The following is a 19,444-nucleotide window of genomic DNA, read 5'->3' on the forward strand; positions in this document are numbered from 1 at the left end:
ATCAGTCGATGTAACGCTTGAGCAGGTCGCCGTACGCATCGATGCGACGGTCGCGTAGAAACGGCCAGATGCGCCGCACATGTTCGCTGCGCTGCAGGTCGACATCGCAGATCAGCACAGTCGGCTCCTGGCCGGCTTCGGCGATGAACTCGCCCTGCGGCCCCAGCACATGGCTGTTGCCCCAGAACTGGATGCCGGACGCGCCCAGCGGCGAGGGTTCATGACCGACGCGGTTGCACGACAGCACCGGCACGCCATTGGCGACCGCATGCCCACGATGGCTAAGTACCCACGCATCGCGCTGACGCTCCTGCTCGGGCTGCTGATCGTCCGGGTCCCAGCCGATCGCGGTGGGGTAGAGCAGCAGTTCCGCACCGGCCAAGGCCATCAAGCGTGCCGCTTCCGGGTACCACTGATCCCAGCACACCAGCACGCCCAGGCGGCCCACCGAGGTATCGATCGGCGTAAAGCCCAGATCGCCCGGCGTGAAATAGAACTTCTCGTAGAAGCCCGGGTCGTCGGGGATGTGCATCTTGCGGTACTTGCCGAGCAGGCGGCCGTCCTTTTCGAACACCACCGCCGTGTTGTGATACAGGCCGGCGGCGCGGCGCTCGAACAACGAGGCGACCAGCACCACGCCATGTTGCTTGGCCAGCGCACTCAGGCGCTCGGTGCTCGGGCCGGGGATCGGCTCGGCCAGATTGAATTCGTCCACCGACTCGTGCTGGCAGAAGTACGCGCCGTTATGCAGCTCCTGCAGCAGCACCAACTTGGCGCCCTGTGCGGCAGCCTCGGCCACGCGCGATTCGATGATGGCCAGATTGGCCTCGGCGTCGCCGTGGTTGCGCTCTTGAATCAGCGCGACGGAAAGAAGGTGACGGGACATGGCATCTCATCCTGCAAAGGTGCGCACTAAGGTAGCGCGCCATGGCATAACACCGGCCTGCCGGCCGGAACAAGAAACGACGCGCTACTTACGTAGTCGCGTCGAACGCACTGGTCAGGCGGCGAGCAGGCCGGCCGGCAACTGCATGGTCAGGCAATGCAGGCTGCCGTTCTGCCAGATCAACGCACGGCAGGGCACCGGCACGATTTCGTGCTGCGGAAACGCTTCGGCCAGCACCGCCTGCGCGGTCGCATCGGCCGGATCGCCATAGGCCGGCATCAGCACCGCGCCATTGACGATCAGGAAGTTGGCATACGACGCAGCCAGGCGACGGCCCTGATCCAGGATCGGCTCTGCCCACGGCAGCACGAACAAACGGTACGGCTGCCCGTCGGTGGTGCGCAGCGCGGCCAGCTCGTTGCCCATCGCCTGCAGTTCGGCGTAATGCGAATCGCCGGGCACATCGCAGCCCTGGTAGACGATCGCGTGCGGGCCGGCAAAGCGCGCCAGCGTGTCGATATGCGCGTCGGTGTCGTCGCCTTCAAGGTAGCCATGGTCCAGCCACAGCACCCGATCCTGCGATAGCCATGCCGCAAGATCGCTGCTCAGCGACTCGCGCGTGCGCTGCGGGTGACGTTCGTGCAGGCAGGTCCAGGTGGTCAGCAGCGTGCCGGCACCATCGGTTTCGATCGCACCGCCTTCCAACGCAAAATCCACCGTCTGCACCGCGGCGGGCACGAAGACCTGCGCTGAATCCAGCGAACTCACCAATTGGTCGTCCAGGCTGGCCTCGAACTTGCCGCCCCACCCGGTGAAGCGGAAATCCATCAGGCGGAAACCGTCATCCTGGCGCAGCGTGATCGGGCCGGAATCGCGCAACCAGGTGTCGTTGTAGGCGGCGATCACAAAGCGCACCCGCGTCATGTCCACGCGCGCCGAACGCAGCCGCGCTTCGGCATAGATCTGCAGATCGTCATCGGCGACGCAGACGACCACCGGCTCGAAGCGGGAGATCGCGGTAATCAGCGCGATGTAGGTCTCTTCCACATCGGCCAGGCGCTCGGCCCAATCGGTGCCGGCATGCGGCCACGCAAGCAACACGGCGGATTGAGGTTCCCATTCGGCGGGAAAACGAAGACGGTCGGTCATGCGAGGCAATACTCATCTTGGTGTCCGGACAGTGGCCCGGACGTTCATCGATACCCTGCACCCGAGTGCAGGCTCTTGCGATCCTGGCGCACGTTGCCGCGCCAGGCTTGATGCAGATTCGCAGCAACGCATGTCCGAGTGCTGACGGACCAGATACAGGGTGCTGCGATGCGTTGGGCCAGACGTGCAGCGACGATGTCTGCACGCGCTGGCCGGAGTGATGTCGCGTCTTACTGGATCGGCGGTTTCGGCCCGATCTCGTTGGCATCGGCCTGATTGGCCACCACGTCGATCACCTTGCTTTTTTCGAAGTACACGGTGAATGCCGGATACACCCAGCGGTGGATGGTCGGCCACTGGCGCTTCTGGCCACCGCGCGGGTCGAGCTTCTCCTGCGGCGCACCGTAGCGGCCTTCGACCTGACTCATGCTGTCGCCACGCAAGGGCAGGGCGGCGGCGGGTTTTTGCTGCGCACGATCGACCAACAGCGTTTCGGCCGATGCGGCGGCACTGATCCCCATCAGCGCGATTGTCAGCACGATCGGCGGCATCACAAACAAACGGTTGCGCATGTCATCTACTCCCCAGTGGACAAGATTCGGATGGTGATTACAGCAAAAAACCAGGACAAACGTTGGCGCGATGCGTGCCACTCGGGCAGTGACGTCGACGCGTGGCAGCAGATGCCTTGCTCAGCACGCCAAGGATGGAGCCGCATCAAGCGTCGGCCAAGAAAAAACCGCCCGAAGGCGGCTTTCTCGGGTCTTGCACGCGCCGCGAAGGCTCAGCGCTGACGCGCCTTGAAACGCGGGTTCGACTTGCAGATCACGAAGACCTTGCCGCGGCGGCGGACCACCTTGCAGTCGCGGTGACGGGTCTTCGCAGACTTCAGGGAGGACAGGACTTTCATGGCACACCTCGGCGTAAACGGTTGGATTCGATGGAAGAGTGCGCGCGATCGAGGCTGCACCCGCAATTAAGCCGGCAATTCTAACCGGCTTTTCGTCGTGCTTTCAAGTGGTTGCATCCGAATCGCTGCGAGCGGCGCTACACTAGCGCCTGATGACCTACCGGAAACCTGAATGACCGACCTTTCGCCCGTCCTCACCATCGATGGTCCCTCCGGCGCCGGCAAGGGCACAGTGAGCCGCATCGTGGCTGCCCGGCTGGGCTGGCACTACCTCGATTCGGGCGCACTGTATCGCGCGGTGGGGGTGGCGGCGAGCTGGGCCGATCTGGACGTGTCCGACCCGGCTGCGCTGGTGCGTTGCACCTTCGATACCAAGGTCGAGTTCGACGACGCCGGCGAAGCGGGCTTGCGGGTCCTGGTCAACGGTGTGGATGCGACCGGCGAATTGCGTCTGGAGACCACTGGTGCCCTGGCCTCGGCGATTGCGGCGATTCCCGAGGTGCGCGGTGCCCTCAAGGAACGCCAGCGCGCATTCAGGCGCGCACCCGGCCTGGTCGCCGATGGGCGCGACATGGGCACCGTGATCTTCCCGGATGCCGCATTTAAGGTTTTCCTGACCGCCAGTGCCGAAGAACGTGCGGGCCGTCGTCATAAACAGTTGATGGAAAAGGGTGTTTCGGTTATCTTTGACGACCTGCTGCGCGAGATCATGGCCCGAGATGCCAGGGATGCCCAGCGGGTGGTGGCGCCATTACGGCCGGCCGAAGACGCCGTGCTCATCGATACCAGCGGAGTAGGGATCGAGGATGTCGTCCAGCGTGTGGTCGGGATGTTAGCTGTCCACACGTCGTCGTAAGCGTTTCGCAAGCGGGCATGTCCCGCCGACCGTAAGGCGTTCCACAGCTCCGTTGCGCATCCTGCGTGGCGGTTCTACTACTTCTAAACCGACTCGTTGTTGGGGTCGACCAACAGGCTGGGCGGTCCGTATCTGTCGCAACCCGACGATCAACGCCCGTGTGTTCAACTGAGTAAAATCCAAATGACAGAATCTTTTGCTGAACTGTTCGAAGCCAGTCAAGCCAATCTGGCCAAGCTGAAGCCGGGCTCGATCGTCACCGGTACCGTCGTGGAAGTGCGCGGCGATGTGGTGGTGATCAACGCAGGCCTGAAGTCCGAAGGCATCGTGCCGATCGAGCAGTTCCGTAACGACGCTGGCGAGATCGATGTGGGCGTGGGCGACCAGGTCAAGGTTGCGCTGGACTCCATCGAAAACGGCTTCGGCGAGACCGTGTTGTCGCGCGAGAAAGCCAAGCGCGCGATGGTGTGGGACGAGCTGGAAGAAGCGTTGGAAAAGAACGAAACCATCACCGGCCGCATCAGCGGTAAGGTCAAGGGTGGTTTCACCGTGGACATCAAGGATGTTCGCGCGTTCCTGCCTGGTTCGCTGGTGGATGTGCGCCCTGTGCGCGACCCGGCCTACCTGGAAGGCAAGGAGCTTGAGTTCAAGCTGATCAAGCTGGATCGCAAGCGCAACAACGTCGTGGTGTCGCGTCGTGCAGTGGTCGAGAGCGAGCACTCGGAAGAGCGCGAGCAGCTGATGGACAAGCTGCAGGAAGGCGCGATCCTGAAGGGTGTCGTCAAGAACCTGACCGATTACGGCGCATTCGTGGACCTGGGCGGTATCGACGGCCTGCTGCACATCACCGACATGGCCTGGAAGCGCGTGCGCCATCCGTCCGAAGTCGTGAACGTCGGCGACGAGCTGGACGTGCGCGTGCTGAAGTTCGATCGCGAGCGTAACCGCGTCAGCCTCGGCCTGAAGCAGCTGGGCGAAGATCCGTGGGACAACATCGCGCGTCGTTACCCGGCCAACAGCCGCGTGTTCGGCAAGGTCTCCAACGTCACCGATTACGGCGCATTTGTCGAAATCGAGCCGGGCGTCGAAGGTCTGGTGCACGTCTCCGAGATGGATTGGACCAACAAGAACGTCAACCCGTCCAAGGTTGTGCAGGTTGGTGACGAAGTCGAAGTGATGGTGCTGGATGTGGACGAGGAGCGTCGCCGCATCTCGTTGGGCATGAAGCAGGTTGCCGCCAATCCGTGGGAAACCTTCGCTGCGACTCACAAGAAGAACGACAAGGTGTCCGGTCAGATCAAGTCGATCACCGACTTCGGCATCTTCATCGGTCTGGACGGCGGCATCGACGGTCTGGTGCACCTGTCCGACATCAGCTGGAACACCACCGGCGAAGATGTCGTGCGCAACTACAAGAAGGGCGACACGCTGGAAGCCGTCGTGCTGGCAGTGGACCCGGAGCGCGAGCGCATCAGCCTGGGCGTCAAGCAGCTGGAGCAGGACCCGTTCGGTCAGTACATGGCGTCCAACCCGAAGGGTACGAAGGTCGAAGGCGTTGTGCGTGAAGTGGATGCCAAGGGCGCCACGATCGACCTCGCCGACGGTATCGAAGGCTACGTTGCTGCACGCGACATCGCCAACGAACGCGTCGACGACGCGACTCAGCACCTGAAGGTCGGCGACAAGATCGAAGCTAAGTTTGTGGGCATGGACCGTAAGGGCCGCACCCTGCAGCTGTCGATCAAGGCCAAGGACGATGCCGAAATGCGCGAGACGCTGGAGGAATATCAGTCCTCCGCTGCGTCGGGCGGCATGACTCAGCTGGGCGCGCTGCTGCGTGCACAGTTGAACAGCAACAAGTCCGAGTAAGCGCGTAGCGCTCTCGCGAGCGTGATGGATCGGCCCGGGCTTGCCCGGGCCGATTCCGATGTGTCAGTCGAAAAAAGCAAGTTCCCATGACCAAGTCCGAATTGATTGAAATCCTGGCGCGACGCCAAGCGCATCTGAAGTCGGACGACGTGGATCTGGCGGTGAAGTCACTGCTGGAAATGATGGGGCAGGCGCTCTCCGATGGTGATCGGATCGAAATCCGCGGGTTTGGCAGTTTTTCGCTGCATTACCGTCCGCCACGTCTGGGGCGCAATCCCAAGACCGGCGAATCGGTTGCGCTGCCGGGCAAGCATGTTCCGCATTTCAAGCCGGGCAAGGAATTGCGTGAGCGTGTCAGCTCCGTGGTCCCGGTCGATCTGGCCGATTCCGCAGACTGAGGCGGCTCTACCGCTGCGTTTATGTCGGCTCGGTTAAGCTAGGCGCCTTCCCGACGGAGTCGCGCGATGAAGGTGTTTCGCTTGCTGGTGATGCTGGCTTTCTTGTTGGTCGGCCTGGTTATCGGTGCGGTCAATTCCCAGGACATCACTCTCGATTTCCTGTTTTCTAGTGTGCACACGAGTTCCGGGGTGGCGATCATCGTCGCGCTGCTGGTCGGTGTGTTGATCGGTGCCGGCATGGTGCTGGTCAGTGTGGTCATTCCTCTCTATTCCAAGCTGCGCCAGGCCAACAAGGCTGTTGCGGTCAGCCGCGCCGACGCCAGGCCCATCCCGCCTGCCGCAGTCGAGCCGCGCCCTCTCGATGGACTCTAAGCACGTATGGACTTCCTGACCGAGTGGTTCTGGTTTTTCCTGTTTTTACCGCTGGCGGCGCTCAGTGGCTGGATCGTCGGCCGCCGTGGGGGGCAGCGTCATGGCGACACTCAGGTCAGCCGACTGTCCAGCACCTATTTTCGTGGTCTGAACTATCTGCTCAACGAGCAGCCGGACAAGGCGATCGAGCTGTTTTTGCATATTGCCGAGCTGGATAAGGAAACCTTCGAGACGCAGGTCGCACTGGGTCACCTGTTTCGCCGCCGCGGGGAGGTCGATCGCGCCATCCGCCTGCATCAGGGCCTGGTGCAGCGCGCCGACCTGACCGATCAACAGCGGGTCCAGGCCTTGCTGGCGCTGGGCGAGGACTACATGAAGTCCGGTCTGCTGGATCGCGCCGAAACGGTCTTTACCGAGCTTGCGCAGCTGGATCAACGCGCGCCGCAGGCGCTGCGTCACCTGATCGGCATCTATCAGGCCGAGCGCGATTGGGAAAAGGCGATCGACAACGCCACCCGCTACGAAGAAGTCACCGGCGAGCCGATGGGCAAGCTGATCTCGCAGTTCGAATGCGAGCTGGCCGATCGATATCGCGGACTGGGCAAGGTCGACGAAGCCTTGCAGGCGATCGCGCGTGCGTATCAGGCCGACGGCACGTCGGTCCGCGCCGGCATTCTGGAGGGGCGCATCGAAGCCGAGCGCGGCCATAACGAGGCCGCCGTGCGTGCCTTCGAGCGCGCCGCACGGCACGACCCGGAGTATCTGCCGGAAATCATTCCTGCCCTGATGGCCGCCTATCGGAGCGTCGGCGACATTGCCGGCGCACGTAATTTCCTGTCGGAGATGACCGAGCACTACCGCGGTATCGCACCGGTGCTGGCGCTGACCCAGTTGATGGAGGCGCAGGATGGGGTTGCGCCCGCGCTGGCTTATCTCGGTCGTCAGCTCAAGGACCGGCCATCGGTGCGCGGCGAGTCGGCGTTGATCGACCTGACGCTTGCCGAAGGCAGCGACCCGGTTGGCACCTTGAACGATCTCAAGCACATCACCGACCAGCTATTGGTGCGTAACCCCAGCTACCGTTGCACTCGTTGTGGGTTCGGCGCAAAAACCCACCATTGGCAATGCCCGAGCTGCAAGGAGTGGGGCACCGTCAAACCGCTGTTGAACTACGCGGTGGTGTAAGGCGTGTTTCTGTCTGTTCGGCACACGGCGTTTAGAGCGACTGCCAAAACGACTAAGCAGTCGCCAGGCGAGCGCGGCCGGTGCCCGGAATCAGCATGTACCACTCGTGCACTCCGGTTCCTGCGCGCCGTCCACATTCGTCTGTCAGCCGCCTGCGAGGTCTTGTTAGCCGCTGTTGGTTTGATCGACTCGCGCATCGCGCGCCGTCGTAGCTTGCGTCGGCGCCAATCATGTGCCGTGGCAATCCGCTGGCTGGCAGCTGCGCAGATGTCACCTGCACCACTGCGCCGTGTGCTGCCCGATGCCTCCGATCTGGGTCGGGTCCGCTTGCAGCTTTGGCCATTTCTTCTGCGCGGTTCTCTTATGCGTGATTCGAAAAAGCGCACGTCATATGCCCGTGGTCCTGAGAGCGGTGATACGCGCTGATGCCTCAGATCTGGCTCTGGTGCGCCTTGCACGTAATCGTTGCGGCGCTTGGAACGTGGCTGCTGCGACGGTATGCGTTGCATCGTCGCCTGCTCGATGAACCCGGCGAGCGGCGTAGCCACGTGGTTGCCACTCCGCGTGGTGGCGGCATGGCGATCGTTGCCGCGATCCTGCTGGGTTGCGCTGCGGCCAGCCTGCTGTGGCCAGCGGCACGCATGGTGGTCGGCTGGTTCGCGGTCGGGTTGTTCCTGGTGGCCGGCGTCGGTTGGTGGGACGACCATCGGCCGTTGTCGGCCAGGCTGCGGTTTGCGATCCATCTGGCCGCATCCGTATCGCTTGGATTGCTGGTCACGTACTGCACGGGCAATGCATGGGATGGCGTGCTCAGCGCCGTCGCGTCGGTGGTGCTGATCAATGTGTGGAACTTCATGGACGGCATCAACGGACTAGCCGCCAGCCAGGCCGCGCTGGCCGCACTGGCATTTGCGGCGGTGGCTCCGGCAGCCTGGTCGCTGGCTGGTCTGGCGGTAGCGGCAGCATGTCTGGGGTTTCTTCCGTTCAACTTCCCGCGTGCGCGCATCTTCCTCGGCGACGGTGGCAGCGGTGCGCTGGGGTATGTTCTGGCCGCGTTGCTTGCGCTGAACGTCGCAGGCGGGCAGGTCAGCTGGTGGATCGGTTGGTTGCCGCTGACTGCCTTCCTTGTGGACGCCGGCTTCACGCTACTGTCTCGCATGCTCGCCGGGCAGCGCTGGTGGGAGCCGCACGCGCAACACGTGTATCAACGCCTGGCGCGCCGGCTTGGAACGCATGTTCCGGTAACCGCTGTTTATTTCGCTTTCAGCGTCGCTGCCGTCTGCTTGTATGTGTTACTTCGTCATGATGTGTTTGGTCAGCAAGTCTGGGCAGCCGTGGTGTGGGGCCTGGGCGCTAGTGCCAGTTGGTATTTTCTGCGCGATGGATTGCGCAATTCCTGAGTAATGGATTCTTATGATTTCCTGGCGTGACCGTTTGACCAAGGCGCTGCCGCAAGTTGCAGTGGTAGTACACGACCTTCTGATGGTCTGGGTGTGCTGGCAACTGTTGCATGCGGGTCGCTACTCGATGCTGCGCGAAGCACCGGACCTTCCTCTTTGGGATTGGCGCACCGCCGTGGTCCTGGTGGCACAGGGGCTGGTGTTCTGGAAGATGGGTTTGTACCGCGGGCTTTGGCGCTTTGCATCGGTGCCTGACCTCTGGAACATCTTCAAGTCGAGCTTCCTCGGCTTGGTGGCGATCGTGCTGGCGTTGTCGTACGACCGCCTGGACGGCGTGCCGCTCTCGGTACTGGTGGTCTATCCGTTCGCGCTGTCGGCGCTGCTCGGGACGCCGCGTCTGCTGTATCGCGCCTGGAAGGATTATCAAATCGCACATTCCGGGGATGCGGCGCAACGCGTGCTGATCCTGGGCGCCGGACGCGCTGCTGAAGGTCTGGTGCGCGATCTTCGCCGCACCGGTACCTTCGTGCCGGTCGGCTTTCTGGACGATGCCAACAACCTGCACGGCGCCAAGATCCAGGGCCTTAACGTGCTGGGCAATCTGGATCAGGCCGCTTCGATTGCCAAGGAAACCGCCGCCAAGCTGCTGGTGATCGCGATTCCCTCGCTCGATGCCTCCGGCATGCAGCGGGTGGTGGCGATCTGCGAGAGCACCGGCCTGCCGTTCCGGATGGTGCCCAAGCTGATCAATGTGCTGGAAGGCCGTTCGCTGCCGGGCGAATTGAAGGAGGTTGCCATCGAGGACCTGCTCAATCGCAAGCCAGTGACGCCGGACTGGCGATTGATCCGCGACTGGCTGACCAACAAGACCGTGATGGTAACCGGTGCCGGCGGTTCGATCGGTTCGGAAGTCTGTCGCCAGTGTGCGCGTCACGGTGCGCGTCGCATCGTGCTGCTGGAAATCGATGAGCTGGCGTTGCTGACCATCGATTCGGATCTGCGTCGCTTGTTCCCGGATATCGAAGTGGTGCGGGTGCTTGGCGATTGCGGCGACCCGGCCGTGGTGGCGCATGCATTGAACACCGCCGCCCCGGACGCGGTGTTCCATGCCGCCGCGTACAAGCAGGTGCCGTTGCTGGAAGAACAGCTGCGCGAGGCCGTACGCAACAATGTGCTGGCGACCGAGAACGTGGCGCGCGCCTGTCAGCGCGCACGCATCGAAACCTTTGTATTTATTTCCACCGACAAGGCGGTCGAGCCGGTCAACGTACTTGGCGCAAGCAAGCGCTACGCGGAGATGATCTGCCAGAGCCTTGATGCGCGCGATGCGCCAACGCGCTTCATCACCGTGCGCTTCGGTAACGTGCTGGATTCGGCTGGCAGCGTGGTGCCGTTGTTCCGCGAGCAGATCCGCCAGGGTGGCCCGGTCACGGTGACGCACCCGGACGTGACCCGCTACTTCATGACCATTCCCGAAGCGTGCCAATTGGTGATCCAGGCAGCTGCCTCGGCGTCGCATGGCGCGATCTATACGCTTGACATGGGCGAACCGGTGCCGATCCGTCTGCTTGCCGAGCAGATGATCCGTCTTGCCGGCAAGCAGCCGGGCAAGGATGTGGCGATTCTCTACACCGGATTACGTCCTGGCGAAAAGCTGCATGAAACGCTGTTCTATTCCGACGAAGACTATCGCCCGACCGCGCATCCCAAGATTCTGGAAGCCGGCGTGCGCGAGTTCTCGCACGAGCAGGTGTTGCAGCTGGTGACGCGTTTGCGCGAGGCGGTTAATCGCTATGACATCAAGGCAATGGAGACTGTGCTGGGCAGCCTGATGCCGGATTTTGCGGCTGCTCGACGGAAAGTCGACGCGCGATCTGATACGGTCGTTCCATTCCCCGCACGTGAGGTCAGAAGACTGTAATGAGCCAGCGTATTCGCAAGGCCGTATTCCCCGTCGCAGGTCTTGGGACCCGCTTTCTTCCGGCCACCAAGACGGTGCCGAAGGAAATGCTGCCAATCATCGACAAACCATTGATCCAGTACGCTGTCGACGAGGCCATCCAGGCCGGCTGCGATACGCTGATCTTCGTCACCAATCGGTATAAGCATTCGATTGCCGACTACTTCGACAAGGCCTACGAGCTGGAGCAGAAGCTCGAGCGTGCAGGCAAGCTGGAGCAGCTGGAACTGGTGCGTCATGCGTTGCCAGAAGGCGTTCGCGCCATTTTTGTGACGCAGGCCGAGGCGCTGGGTTTGGGCCACGCGGTGTTGTGTGCGAAGGCAGTGGTCGGCGATGAGCCGTTCGCCGTGTTGTTGGCGGACGATCTGATGTGGAACCGCGGCGATGCCGCGCTGACCCAGATGGCCGATGTGGCCGAAGCATCCGGCGGCAGCGTCATCGCCGTGGAAGATGTGCCGCACGACAAGACCGCCAGCTACGGCATTGTTTCCACCGATACATTCGACGGCCGCAAGGGCCGCATCAATGCGATCGTCGAAAAGCCCAAGCCGGAAGTGGCGCCGAGCAACCTGGCCGTGGTCGGCCGCTATGTGCTCAGCCCGAAGATTTTTGAGTTGCTGGAAGCGACCGGTGCAGGCGCCGGCGGCGAGATCCAGCTGACCGATGCGATTGCCGAGCTGTTGAAGAAAGAACAGGTCGATGCATTCCGCTTCGAGGGCCGTCGTTTCGATTGCGGCGCGCACATCGGCTTGATCGAAGCGACTGTCCACTTTGCGCTCCAGCACGAGAAGCATGGTGGGCCGGCAAAGGAAATTCTGCGTAACGCATTGGCCCAGGCCGACGCGCGCGACTGATCGCTTAGTCACTGTTTTATCGCGAACGACGCCATCCGGCGTCGTTTGTCGTTTAGGCGTCCCGATCAAAGTGCGAGTGCTCGGTGGAAACGATGGCGCCTAAGCTGCTCGGCGCAACAAGCAAGCAGATGCAAGGCGTCCCCGTGCGCGTGTCGTTAGAATCCGGGTATGAGCCAGCCTGCGCATTCCAGTGAACTGATCAACGTGGTGGCTCTGCTGGGCGCTGCGGTGGTTGCGATCCCATTGTTTCGACGGCTGGGCCTGGGCTCGGTGCTCGGCTACCTGGCAGCAGGGCTGGCGATCGGGCCATTCGGACTGGGCCTGTTCGACGACCCGCAAGCGATCCTGCATGTCGCCGAATTGGGCGTGGTGATGTTCCTGTTCGTGATCGGCCTGGAGATGCGGCCTTCGCATCTGTGGAGCCTGCGCAAGGAAATCTTTGGCCTGGGCACCGTGCAGATCTGCGTGTGCGCACTGGTGCTGACCGGGATCGGCATGTTGCTGGGCTTTGCGCCACCGGTGGCCTTCGTGGCTGCGTCCGGTTTCGTGCTGACCTCGACCGCGGTGGTGATGCAGTTGCTGGCCGAGCGTGGCGATGTGGCCTTGCCCTCGGGGCAGAAGATCGTCGCGATCCTGTTGTTCGAGGATCTGCTGATCGTCCCGTTGCTGGCGATCGTGGCCTGGATGGGTTCCAGTGGCGATCCGCAGGCCGCGTCGCAGCGCTGGCATGACGTCGGGATCGGCCTGGCCTGCATCGTCGGCCTGCTGGTGGCCGGGCGCTGGTTGCTCAATCCTCTTTTCCGGATTCTTGCTGCGTCCAAGGCGCGTGAAGTGATGACGGCGGCAGCGCTGTTGGTGGTGTTGGGCGCCGCACTGCTGATGCAGGTGGGCGGGCTATCGATGGCGATGGGGGCGTTCCTGGCCGGGGTGCTGCTGTCCGAATCCACCTTCCGGCATCAGATCGAAGCCGATATCGAGCCGTTCCGCGGCATCTTGCTGGGCTTGTTCTTCCTGGGCGTAGGCATGAGCCTGGACTTGCGCGTGGTTGCGGCCGACTGGCGGCTCATCCTTGTCGGCGTGTTGGCGTTGATGGTGGGCAAAGCGGTGTGTATCTATGCGGTGGCGCGGCTGATGCGCAGCGATCATCGTCAGGCACTGGACCGCGGTGTGCTGATGGCGCAGGGCGGCGAGTTCGCCTTCGTGCTGTTTGCGGCGGCCGCGGCATCGGGCGTGATCGATGCGCAGATCAATGCCACCCTCACCGCCATTGTGGTCCTGTCGATGGCGCTGACGCCGTTGTTCGTGCTGTTGCAGCGACGATTGACCCCGCCGGCAGCGATATCGCTGGACGGTGTGGAAGCCGCCAACGGTCAGACCGGCAGCGTGCTGGTGATCGGCTTCGGACGCTTCGGCCAAGTGGCCAGCCAATCGCTGCTGGCGCGCGACGTGGACGTGACCATCATCGATAACGACATCGAGATGATCCAGAGCGCGGAAGAGTTCGGTTTCAAGATCTATTACGGCGACGGGACCCGGCTGGACGTGTTGCATGCTTCCGGTGCGCATACTGCGCAGGCGATCGCGGTGTGCATCGACAATCGCGAGGCAGCCAACCGCATCGTCGAGCTGGCGACGCGCGAGTTCCCGCATGCGCGCCTGCTGGTGCGCTCGTTCGATCGTGAGCATTCGCTGCAGCTGATCGCCGCCGGTGTGGATTACCAGATTCGCGAAACCTTCGAGTCGGCGGTGACCTTCGGCCAGATGGCGCTGGTCGAGCTGGGTGTGGACGAGGATGAGGCCGACATGATCGCCCGCGAGATCCGCCGCCGCGATGCGGAGCGGCTGGAGCTGGAAATCGCTGCGGGGAATGTGCGTGCCGGGGCAGGGTTGATGTTCGGCAACATCACGCCGACGGTGCCCAAGCCCACGCCATTTACGCCGCCGCGCCGAGAGAGCCGGTCGCTTAACCGCGATGCGTTGGCGCAAGCGGGTGAAGAGGCTGCGGCAGAGACCAAGAACGGCTGACAACACGTCGTGATCGTCAGGTGGGCGAGGGGGCTGCGCAGGAACCCAATGTGCGGGTGCGTGCAGCTGGCTTGCGGCAGTGCAGTCTTTTGGCTCCTGTTGCCGTCAGCTGGGTGCTCAGGTCGCGTCGTCGAGCGCGCGATGCCCTCACCGCTTGCGGGACACGCTGTGAATCCATCCATGGACGCTCCGTGGCGGCATCCATGCCGCCACAGGGTCCCGCAAGCGGCGAGGGCATCGCGCCAGGACGTTGGTCGGTGACCAGGTAAACAGCTGGCCTTACTGCACTTCCACTTGGCGATAAAGGGCCAGCAACTAAACGGTGGAGCTCGTGCCTTGCTTGCAACGGTGCACACCGACCATCTCGATTGGCCCTTGTCTGCCTGGCGGCGCGGGACCTTATGCGGCATGGATGCCGCATAGCCAGGACGTTGGTCGGTGACCAAGTAAACAGCTGGCTGTACTGCACTTCACTTTCGTTGCGAAGTCGCTCGGTATTGCGACGCCGCGGTTTGCGTGGCGGACGCGGTGGCCTTCGCGCGCGTAGCGGATCGCCAGCGCCAGGTTCTGCGCCATCGGCTTGCGCCCGAAGCGCTCATGCAGCGCGAACCAGCCATCCACTGCGCCCGGTACCGACACCGGCAGCGGCCCGGTCGGCGGAATGTCTTTCAGCCCGCGCCGCTGATAAAAGGTCAGCAACTAAACGGCGGGACTGGTGCCTTGCTTGCAACCATGCACACCGACCCTCTCGACTGGCCCTTGTTCGCCTGGCGGCGCGGGACCTTATGCGGCATGCATGCCGCATAGGAGCCCCCATGGACGGATTCACGGCGTGTCCCGCGGGGGGGAGGCGGGCAAGAGCCCTGCAGCCAGGGCGCAGATCATGCGCTCTGCATTAGATCTATCCACTGCGTTCAACCCTCCCACGCACCCAAACTTTTCGAGTCTTGAGGCTATCAACAAGACATCGCTAGCAATAAGTACCTAGGTGGAAGCGATGCACGCAACACCAGCGTGGATTCGTGCCACAGCCGCGAACCGCATCGAGGAGTAGCGATGCTCATTGGATGGCCACGCAGATGCCAGCTAGGCAAAGTGGACGCACAGCAATCGCAACAGCCGCGCGTCCTGACCAACGATCAGCCGTGTTTGCGCTGGGCCGCAGCGAATGCTTCGAGTTGTTCGGGAGTCGCGTCTTTCTGATGTTGCTGCTTCCACTGCGCGAACGGCATGCCGTAGACCGCTTCGCGTGCCTGGTCCTTGCTCATCGGCTGACCCTGCGCCTCGGCCGCTTCGCGGTACCAGTCGCCCAGACAGTTGCGGCAGAAGCCGGCCAGGATCATCAGGTCGATGTTCTGCACATCGGTGCGCTCCTGATTGAGATGCTGCAGCAGGCGGCGGAATGCGGCCGCTTCGATGGCGGTGGTGGTCGAATCGGTGTGCGGGGTGGTGTCGGTCATGACGGAATCGGGGACAATAGACGGCCTTCGACTCTACACCTGACGCCCCATGACCGCTTCCGCGCCAGCTGCCTCCGCTCCGGCCCGCCTTCTCGATGGTCGCCGCATTGCCGAGGACCTGCTCGACGGGCTGAAGTTGCGCGTTGATGCGCGCGTGGCTGCGGGCAAGGCGCGGCCCGGGTTGGCGGTGGTGCTGGTCGGCGGCGACCCGGCATCTTCGGTGTATGTGCGCAACAAGCGACGCGCGGCGGAAAAAGTGGGTATCGAAGCGTTCGATTACGACCTGCCGCACGGCACCAGCGAGGCCGAGTTGGCGGCGTTGATCGATGAGCTCAACACCGATCCCAAGATCCACGGCATCCTGATCCAGCTGCCGCTGCCGGGGATTCCCGATGCCAACCGGCTGATCCAGCGCATCGATCCGCGCAAGGATGTGGATGGCTTCCATCCGCAAAATGTGGGGCATCTGGCACTGCGCGAATTTGGCCTGCGCCCGTGCACGCCGCGCGGCATCGTGACCTTGCTCGGGCATACCGATCAACCGGTGCGCGGGCGCAACGCCACGATTGTGGGTGTGAGCAATCACGTCGGCCGGCCGATGGGGTTGGAACTGTTGATCGCCGGTTGCACGGTCACCAGCTGCCACAAGTTCACCCCGGCCGATGTGCTGGAGGCCAGCGTGCGCAATGCCGACATCCTGGTGGTGGCGGTGGGCCGCCCCGGGCTGATTCCCGGCGAATGGGTCAAGCCAGGCGCAGTGGTGATCGATGTGGGCATCAACCGGCTGGAAGACGGACGCCTGGTGGGCGATGTCGGCTTCGATGCCGCCGTACAGCGCGCAGCCTGGATCACGCCGGTGCCGGGCGGGGTAGGGCCAATGACCGTGGCCACGCTGATGCAGAACACCCTGGAAGCCGCCGACGCCGCTGGTTGAGCGATCGGTGTAACGCAGCATTGCGGCTGCGTGGTGTCTTCGTGAAGGCTTTCAGGGTAAAATGCCGCGCTTCCCCAAACTCGGGTCCGCCGATGCTCCGCATCCAGGCTGAAGCTCTCACCTACGACGACGTCTCGCTCGTCCCCGCTCATTCGATCGTCCTGCCCAAGGATGTCAGCCTGGAAACCCGGCTGACCCGCGATCTGCGTCTGAAGCTGCCGATCCTGTCGGCCGCGATGGACACGGTGACCGAGCACCGCCTGGCGGTGGCCATGGCACAGCTTGGCGGGATCGGCATCATCCACAAGAACCTGACCCCTGCCCAGCAGGCGGCCGAAGTGGCCAAGGTCAAGAAGTTCGAGTCCGGCGTGATCACCGAGCCGTTTACGGTGAGCCCGGACACCACGATCGGCGAAGTGATCGCGCTGACGCGTGCGCGCAACATCTCCGGCGTGCCGGTGGTGGACGGCAGCGAACTGGTCGGCATCGTCACCAGCCGCGACATGCGTTTCGAAAAGAAGCTCGACGATCCGGTCCGCCACATCATGACCAAGAAGGATCGCCTGATCACCGTGCGCGAAGGCGCCAGCGATGAGGAAGTGCTTGAGCTGCTGCATCGCAACCGTATCGAAAAAATCCTGGTGGTCAACGACAGCTTCGAGCTGCGCGGCCTGATCACGGTCAAGGACATCCAGAAGAAGACCGACAACCCCAACGCCGCCAAGGATTCGTCCACGCGGCTGTTGGTCGGTGCGGCAGTCGGTGTGGGCGGCGATACCGAACAGCGTATCGAACTGCTCGCTGCTGCCGGCGTTGACGTGGTCATCGTCGATACCGCGCACGGCCATTCGCAGGGCGTGATCGATCGTGTGGCTTGGGTCAAGAAGACTTATCCGCACCTGCAGGTGATCGGCGGCAACATCGTCACCGGCGATGCAGCGCTGGCGCTGATGGATGCCGGCGCCGATGCGGTCAAGGTTGGCGTAGGTCCGGGTTCTATCTGCACCACACGCGTGGTTGCAGGTGTGGGCGTGCCGCAGATCACCGCGGTGGACATGGTCGCCGAAGCCTTGCAGGACCGCATCCCTTTGATCGCTGATGGCGGCATCCGCTACTCTGGCGATATCGGCAAGGCGCTGGTGGCGGGTGCGTCCACGGTGATGGTCGGCGGTCTGCTGGCCGGTACCGAAGAAGCGCCTGGCGAAGTCGAGTTGTTCCAGGGCCGCAGCTACAAGAGCTACCGCGGCATGGGCAGCCTGGGCGCGATGGAGAAGGGGTCCAAGGACCGCTATTTCCAGGATTCCAGCGACGCCGACAAGCTGGTGCCGGAGGGCATCGAAGGCCGTGTGCCGTATCGCGGCTCGGTCGGCGGCATCATTCATCAGCTCATCGGTGGCCTGCGCGCGACCATGGGCTATGTGGGCTGCGCCACGATCGAAGACATGCGCACCAAGCCGAAGTTCGTCAAGATCACCGGCGCCGGCCAGCGCGAAAGCCACGTCCATGACGTGCAGATCACCAAGGAACCGCCGAACTATCGGGCGGGGTAATTCGAATGTGGAAGGCATCGCTCGCCTATCTTGCGGTCATCTCGGCAATGACCGTGGTGGCGCTGGGATTGCTGGCGGTGTCTTCAGTGTTGTATCGCTGGACGTTCTTCGCGTTGATGTATCTGTTGGTGGCATCGGCCCCGGTGCTGTTGGCATTTGGCGCCACCGTACACCTGCAGCGCGTGGTGGTGCGCGTCGCGTCGGCAACACTGCTGGCCAGTGCGCTCTACGGCTTGCTCTACCTGCTGATGGGCACGCTTTTGTTGTGGCCGGGAGTGCTCTGCGCTCCGCTGCTTATTCTTTTCCTGGAGTGGCGCCGAGCGCGCCGCCTTCGCCCTGCGAGTAACGATGTCCAGCCTGCATAACGACAAGATCCTCATCCTCGATTTCGGCGCGCAGTACACGCAGTTGATCGCGCGGCGCATCCGCGAAATCGGCGTGTACTGCGAGATATGGGCCTGGGATCATGATCCGTCCGAGATTGCCGGGTTTGGGGCCAAGGGCATCATTCTGTCCGGTGGCCCGGAATCGACCACCTTGCCGGGGGCGCCGGTCGCGCCGCAGGAAGTGTTCGACAGCGGCTTGCCGGTGTTCGGTATCTGCTACGGCATGCAGACGTTGGCTGCGCAGCTGGGCGGCGCCACCGAAGCGGCCGACCAGCGCGAATTCGGCCATGCCGAGGTGGATGTCGTCGCGGCCGATGCGTTGTTTTCCGGCCTGACCGACCATGCCGGCGCCTCGCGTTTGAACGTGTGGATGAGCCACGGCGATCACGTGTCGCAGGTGCCGCCGGGCTTCACCATTACTGCCGTGACCGACCGCATTCCGGTGGCGGCGATGTCCAACGAGGACAAGCGCTGGTACGGCGTGCAGTTCCATCCGGAAGTGACGCACACGCTGCAGGGCCAGACCTTGCTGCGCCGCTTTGTGGTCGATGTCTGCGGCTGCCAGACCCTGTGGACGGCAGCCAACATCATCGACGACCAGATTGCGCGCGTGCGCGAACAGGTGGGCGATGACGAAGTAATTCTCGGCTTGTCCGGCGGTGTGGATTCGTCGGTGGTCGCGGCGCTGTTGCACAAGGCGATCGGCGACAAGCTGACCTGCGTGTTCGTCGATACCGGCCTGCTGCGTTGGCAGGAAGGCGACCAGGTGATGGCGATGTTTGCCGAGCACATGGGCGTCAAGGTGATCCGCGTCAACGCGGCGGACCGCTATTTCGCCAAGCTCGAAGGCGTGAGCGACCCGGAGGCCAAGCGCAAGATTATCGGCAACCTGTTCGTGGATATCTTCGACGAAGAATCCAACAAGCTGGCCAATGCTAAGTGGTTGGCGCAGGGCACGATCTATCCGGACGTGATCGAGTCGGCCGGCAGCAAGACCGGCAAGGCGCACGTGATCAAGAGCCACCACAATGTGGGCGGCCTGCCGGAACACATGAAGCTGGGCCTGGTCGAACCGCTGCGCGAACTGTTCAAGGACGAAGTGCGTCGCCTCGGCGTGGAACTCGGCTTGCCGCGCAGCATGGTCTATCGCCATCCGTTCCCGGGCCCGGGCCTGGGCGTGCGCATCCTGGGCGAAGTGAAGCGCGAATACGCCGAACTGTTGGCCAAGGCCGATGCGATCTTCATCGACG

The 19,444-nt window shown here is 63.1% G+C and carries 18 protein-coding genes, 1 other RNA gene and 1 pseudogene; 14 read left to right on the top strand and 6 right to left on the bottom strand.

Going from position 1 to position 19,444, the window contains the following annotated elements:
* Position 1 precedes the first annotated feature (1 nt).
* The 4 genes from ASF90_RS15740 to ykgO form a co-directional block, all read right to left on the bottom strand.
* Positions 2-886, bottom strand: a complete 885-nt coding sequence (locus tag ASF90_RS15740) for a carbon-nitrogen hydrolase (protein ID WP_055852192.1) — start codon at positions 884-886, stop codon at positions 2-4.
* A 114-nt stretch (positions 887-1,000) separates the two neighbouring features.
* On the bottom strand, positions 1,001-2,035 hold the full coding sequence (locus tag ASF90_RS15745) for an agmatine deiminase family protein (protein ID WP_055852195.1): 1,035 nt from the start codon (positions 2,033-2,035) through the stop codon (positions 1,001-1,003).
* A 230-nt stretch (positions 2,036-2,265) separates the two neighbouring features.
* Positions 2,266-2,607, bottom strand: a complete 342-nt coding sequence (locus ASF90_RS15750) for a hypothetical protein (RefSeq protein ID WP_055852198.1) — start codon at positions 2,605-2,607, stop codon at positions 2,266-2,268.
* 212 nt (positions 2,608-2,819) lie between these two features.
* Entirely contained in the window at positions 2,820-2,945 is a 126-nt protein-coding gene (gene ykgO, locus ASF90_RS15755) for a type B 50S ribosomal protein L36 (protein ID WP_005913193.1), read from the bottom strand.
* Between the two features lie 172 nt (positions 2,946-3,117).
* On the opposite strand from ykgO, the gene cmk reads away from it, so the two are divergent.
* From cmk to ASF90_RS15800, 10 genes are all read left to right on the top strand, one after another.
* Complete coding sequence (gene cmk / locus ASF90_RS15760; RefSeq protein WP_055852206.1) at positions 3,118-3,801, top strand: (d)CMP kinase; 684 nt, start codon at positions 3,118-3,120, stop codon at positions 3,799-3,801.
* Between the two features lie 183 nt (positions 3,802-3,984).
* Positions 3,985-5,670 (top strand): 30S ribosomal protein S1, encoded by a 1,686-nt coding sequence (gene rpsA / locus ASF90_RS15765; RefSeq protein WP_055852209.1) that lies wholly within the window; start codon positions 3,985-3,987, stop codon positions 5,668-5,670.
* An 86-nt stretch (positions 5,671-5,756) separates the two neighbouring features.
* Positions 5,757-6,068 (top strand): integration host factor subunit beta, encoded by a 312-nt coding sequence (locus ASF90_RS15770; RefSeq protein ID WP_055852212.1) that lies wholly within the window; start codon positions 5,757-5,759, stop codon positions 6,066-6,068.
* Between the two features lie 66 nt (positions 6,069-6,134).
* Complete coding sequence (locus ASF90_RS15775) at positions 6,135-6,440, top strand: LapA family protein (RefSeq protein WP_055852215.1); 306 nt, start codon at positions 6,135-6,137, stop codon at positions 6,438-6,440.
* Positions 6,441-6,446: 6 nt separating this feature from the next.
* Entirely contained in the window at positions 6,447-7,625 is a 1,179-nt protein-coding gene (lapB, locus tag ASF90_RS15780; RefSeq protein ID WP_055852219.1) for a lipopolysaccharide assembly protein LapB, read from the top strand.
* Positions 7,626-7,720: 95 nt separating this feature from the next.
* Positions 7,721-7,796: non-coding RNA, sX9 sRNA (locus ASF90_RS22610), on the top strand.
* 254 nt (positions 7,797-8,050) lie between these two features.
* Positions 8,051-9,025 (top strand): glycosyltransferase family 4 protein, encoded by a 975-nt coding sequence (locus ASF90_RS15785; RefSeq protein ID WP_055852222.1) that lies wholly within the window; start codon positions 8,051-8,053, stop codon positions 9,023-9,025.
* 13 nt (positions 9,026-9,038) lie between these two features.
* Positions 9,039-10,946: a nucleoside-diphosphate sugar epimerase/dehydratase gene (locus tag ASF90_RS15790; RefSeq protein ID WP_055852227.1), complete on the top strand. Its 1,908-nt coding sequence runs from the start codon at positions 9,039-9,041 to the stop codon at positions 10,944-10,946.
* On the top strand, positions 10,946-11,839 hold the full coding sequence (galU, locus tag ASF90_RS15795) for a UTP--glucose-1-phosphate uridylyltransferase GalU (RefSeq protein WP_055852231.1): 894 nt from the start codon (positions 10,946-10,948) through the stop codon (positions 11,837-11,839). Before ASF90_RS15790 ends, galU begins: the two co-directional genes overlap by 1 nt.
* Before the next feature lie 168 nt (positions 11,840-12,007).
* Positions 12,008-13,864 carry a monovalent cation:proton antiporter-2 (CPA2) family protein gene (locus ASF90_RS15800; RefSeq protein WP_055852235.1) on the top strand — a complete coding sequence of 619 codons (1,857 nt, stop codon included), beginning with the start codon at positions 12,008-12,010 and terminating at the stop codon, positions 13,862-13,864.
* 399 nt (positions 13,865-14,263) lie between these two features.
* Here ASF90_RS15800 and ASF90_RS24450 read toward each other — a convergent pair.
* Both ASF90_RS24450 and ASF90_RS15810 read right to left on the bottom strand, forming a co-directional pair.
* Positions 14,264-14,551: pseudogene (locus ASF90_RS24450) on the bottom strand (gamma-glutamyltransferase); the annotation flags it as partial.
* Positions 14,552-15,003: 452 nt separating this feature from the next.
* Entirely contained in the window at positions 15,004-15,324 is a 321-nt protein-coding gene (locus ASF90_RS15810) for a DUF1244 domain-containing protein (protein WP_055852241.1), read from the bottom strand.
* Between the two features lie 49 nt (positions 15,325-15,373).
* On the opposite strand from ASF90_RS15810, the gene folD reads away from it, so the two are divergent.
* The 4 genes from folD to guaA all read left to right on the top strand — a co-directional run.
* The gene (folD, locus tag ASF90_RS15815; RefSeq protein WP_055852245.1) at positions 15,374-16,258 is read left to right on the top strand and encodes a bifunctional methylenetetrahydrofolate dehydrogenase/methenyltetrahydrofolate cyclohydrolase FolD; all 885 of its coding nucleotides are present in this window, start codon (positions 15,374-15,376) and stop codon (positions 16,256-16,258) included.
* Between the two features lie 92 nt (positions 16,259-16,350).
* Positions 16,351-17,808: an IMP dehydrogenase gene (gene guaB, locus ASF90_RS15820; protein WP_055852250.1), complete on the top strand. Its 1,458-nt coding sequence runs from the start codon at positions 16,351-16,353 to the stop codon at positions 17,806-17,808.
* Between the two features lie 5 nt (positions 17,809-17,813).
* Positions 17,814-18,173 carry a hypothetical protein gene (locus ASF90_RS15825; RefSeq protein WP_055852253.1) on the top strand — a complete coding sequence of 120 codons (360 nt, stop codon included), beginning with the start codon at positions 17,814-17,816 and terminating at the stop codon, positions 18,171-18,173.
* On the top strand, positions 18,157-19,444 hold a 1,288-nt coding region (gene guaA, locus ASF90_RS15830), incomplete at its 3' end, for a glutamine-hydrolyzing GMP synthase (protein ID WP_055852256.1). The genes ASF90_RS15825 and guaA, both read left to right, overlap by 17 nt.

The organism is Xanthomonas sp. Leaf148 (assembly GCF_001423585.1).
Classification (GTDB): Bacteria; Pseudomonadota; Gammaproteobacteria; order Xanthomonadales; family Xanthomonadaceae; genus Xanthomonas.

What these genes read in the sequence shown, in the direction of transcription:
- ASF90_RS15740 (WP_055852192.1), bottom strand. Translation starts at nt 886, where the DNA reads ATGTCCCGTCACCTTCTTTCCGTCGCGCTGATTCAAGAGCGCAACCAC.
- ASF90_RS15745 (WP_055852195.1), bottom strand. Translation starts at nt 2,035, where the DNA reads ATGACCGACCGTCTTCGTTTTCCCGCCGAATGGGAACCTCAATCCGCC.
- ASF90_RS15750 (WP_055852198.1), bottom strand. Translation starts at nt 2,607, where the DNA reads ATGCGCAACCGTTTGTTTGTGATGCCGCCGATCGTGCTGACAATCGCG.
- ykgO (WP_005913193.1), bottom strand. Translation starts at nt 2,945, where the DNA reads ATGAAAGTCCTGTCCTCCCTGAAGTCTGCGAAGACCCGTCACCGCGAC.
- cmk (WP_055852206.1), top strand. Translation starts at nt 3,118, where the DNA reads ATGACCGACCTTTCGCCCGTCCTCACCATCGATGGTCCCTCCGGCGCC.
- rpsA (WP_055852209.1), top strand. Translation starts at nt 3,985, where the DNA reads ATGACAGAATCTTTTGCTGAACTGTTCGAAGCCAGTCAAGCCAATCTG.
- ASF90_RS15770 (WP_055852212.1), top strand. Translation starts at nt 5,757, where the DNA reads ATGACCAAGTCCGAATTGATTGAAATCCTGGCGCGACGCCAAGCGCAT.
- ASF90_RS15775 (WP_055852215.1), top strand. Translation starts at nt 6,135, where the DNA reads ATGAAGGTGTTTCGCTTGCTGGTGATGCTGGCTTTCTTGTTGGTCGGC.
- lapB (WP_055852219.1), top strand. Translation starts at nt 6,447, where the DNA reads ATGGACTTCCTGACCGAGTGGTTCTGGTTTTTCCTGTTTTTACCGCTG.
- ASF90_RS15785 (WP_055852222.1), top strand. Translation starts at nt 8,051, where the DNA reads ATGCCTCAGATCTGGCTCTGGTGCGCCTTGCACGTAATCGTTGCGGCG.
- ASF90_RS15790 (WP_055852227.1), top strand. Translation starts at nt 9,039, where the DNA reads ATGATTTCCTGGCGTGACCGTTTGACCAAGGCGCTGCCGCAAGTTGCA.
- galU (WP_055852231.1), top strand. Translation starts at nt 10,946, where the DNA reads ATGAGCCAGCGTATTCGCAAGGCCGTATTCCCCGTCGCAGGTCTTGGG.
- ASF90_RS15800 (WP_055852235.1), top strand. Translation starts at nt 12,008, where the DNA reads ATGAGCCAGCCTGCGCATTCCAGTGAACTGATCAACGTGGTGGCTCTG.
- ASF90_RS15810 (WP_055852241.1), bottom strand. Translation starts at nt 15,324, where the DNA reads ATGACCGACACCACCCCGCACACCGATTCGACCACCACCGCCATCGAA.
- folD (WP_055852245.1), top strand. Translation starts at nt 15,374, where the DNA reads ATGACCGCTTCCGCGCCAGCTGCCTCCGCTCCGGCCCGCCTTCTCGAT.
- guaB (WP_055852250.1), top strand. Translation starts at nt 16,351, where the DNA reads ATGCTCCGCATCCAGGCTGAAGCTCTCACCTACGACGACGTCTCGCTC.
- ASF90_RS15825 (WP_055852253.1), top strand. Translation starts at nt 17,814, where the DNA reads ATGTGGAAGGCATCGCTCGCCTATCTTGCGGTCATCTCGGCAATGACC.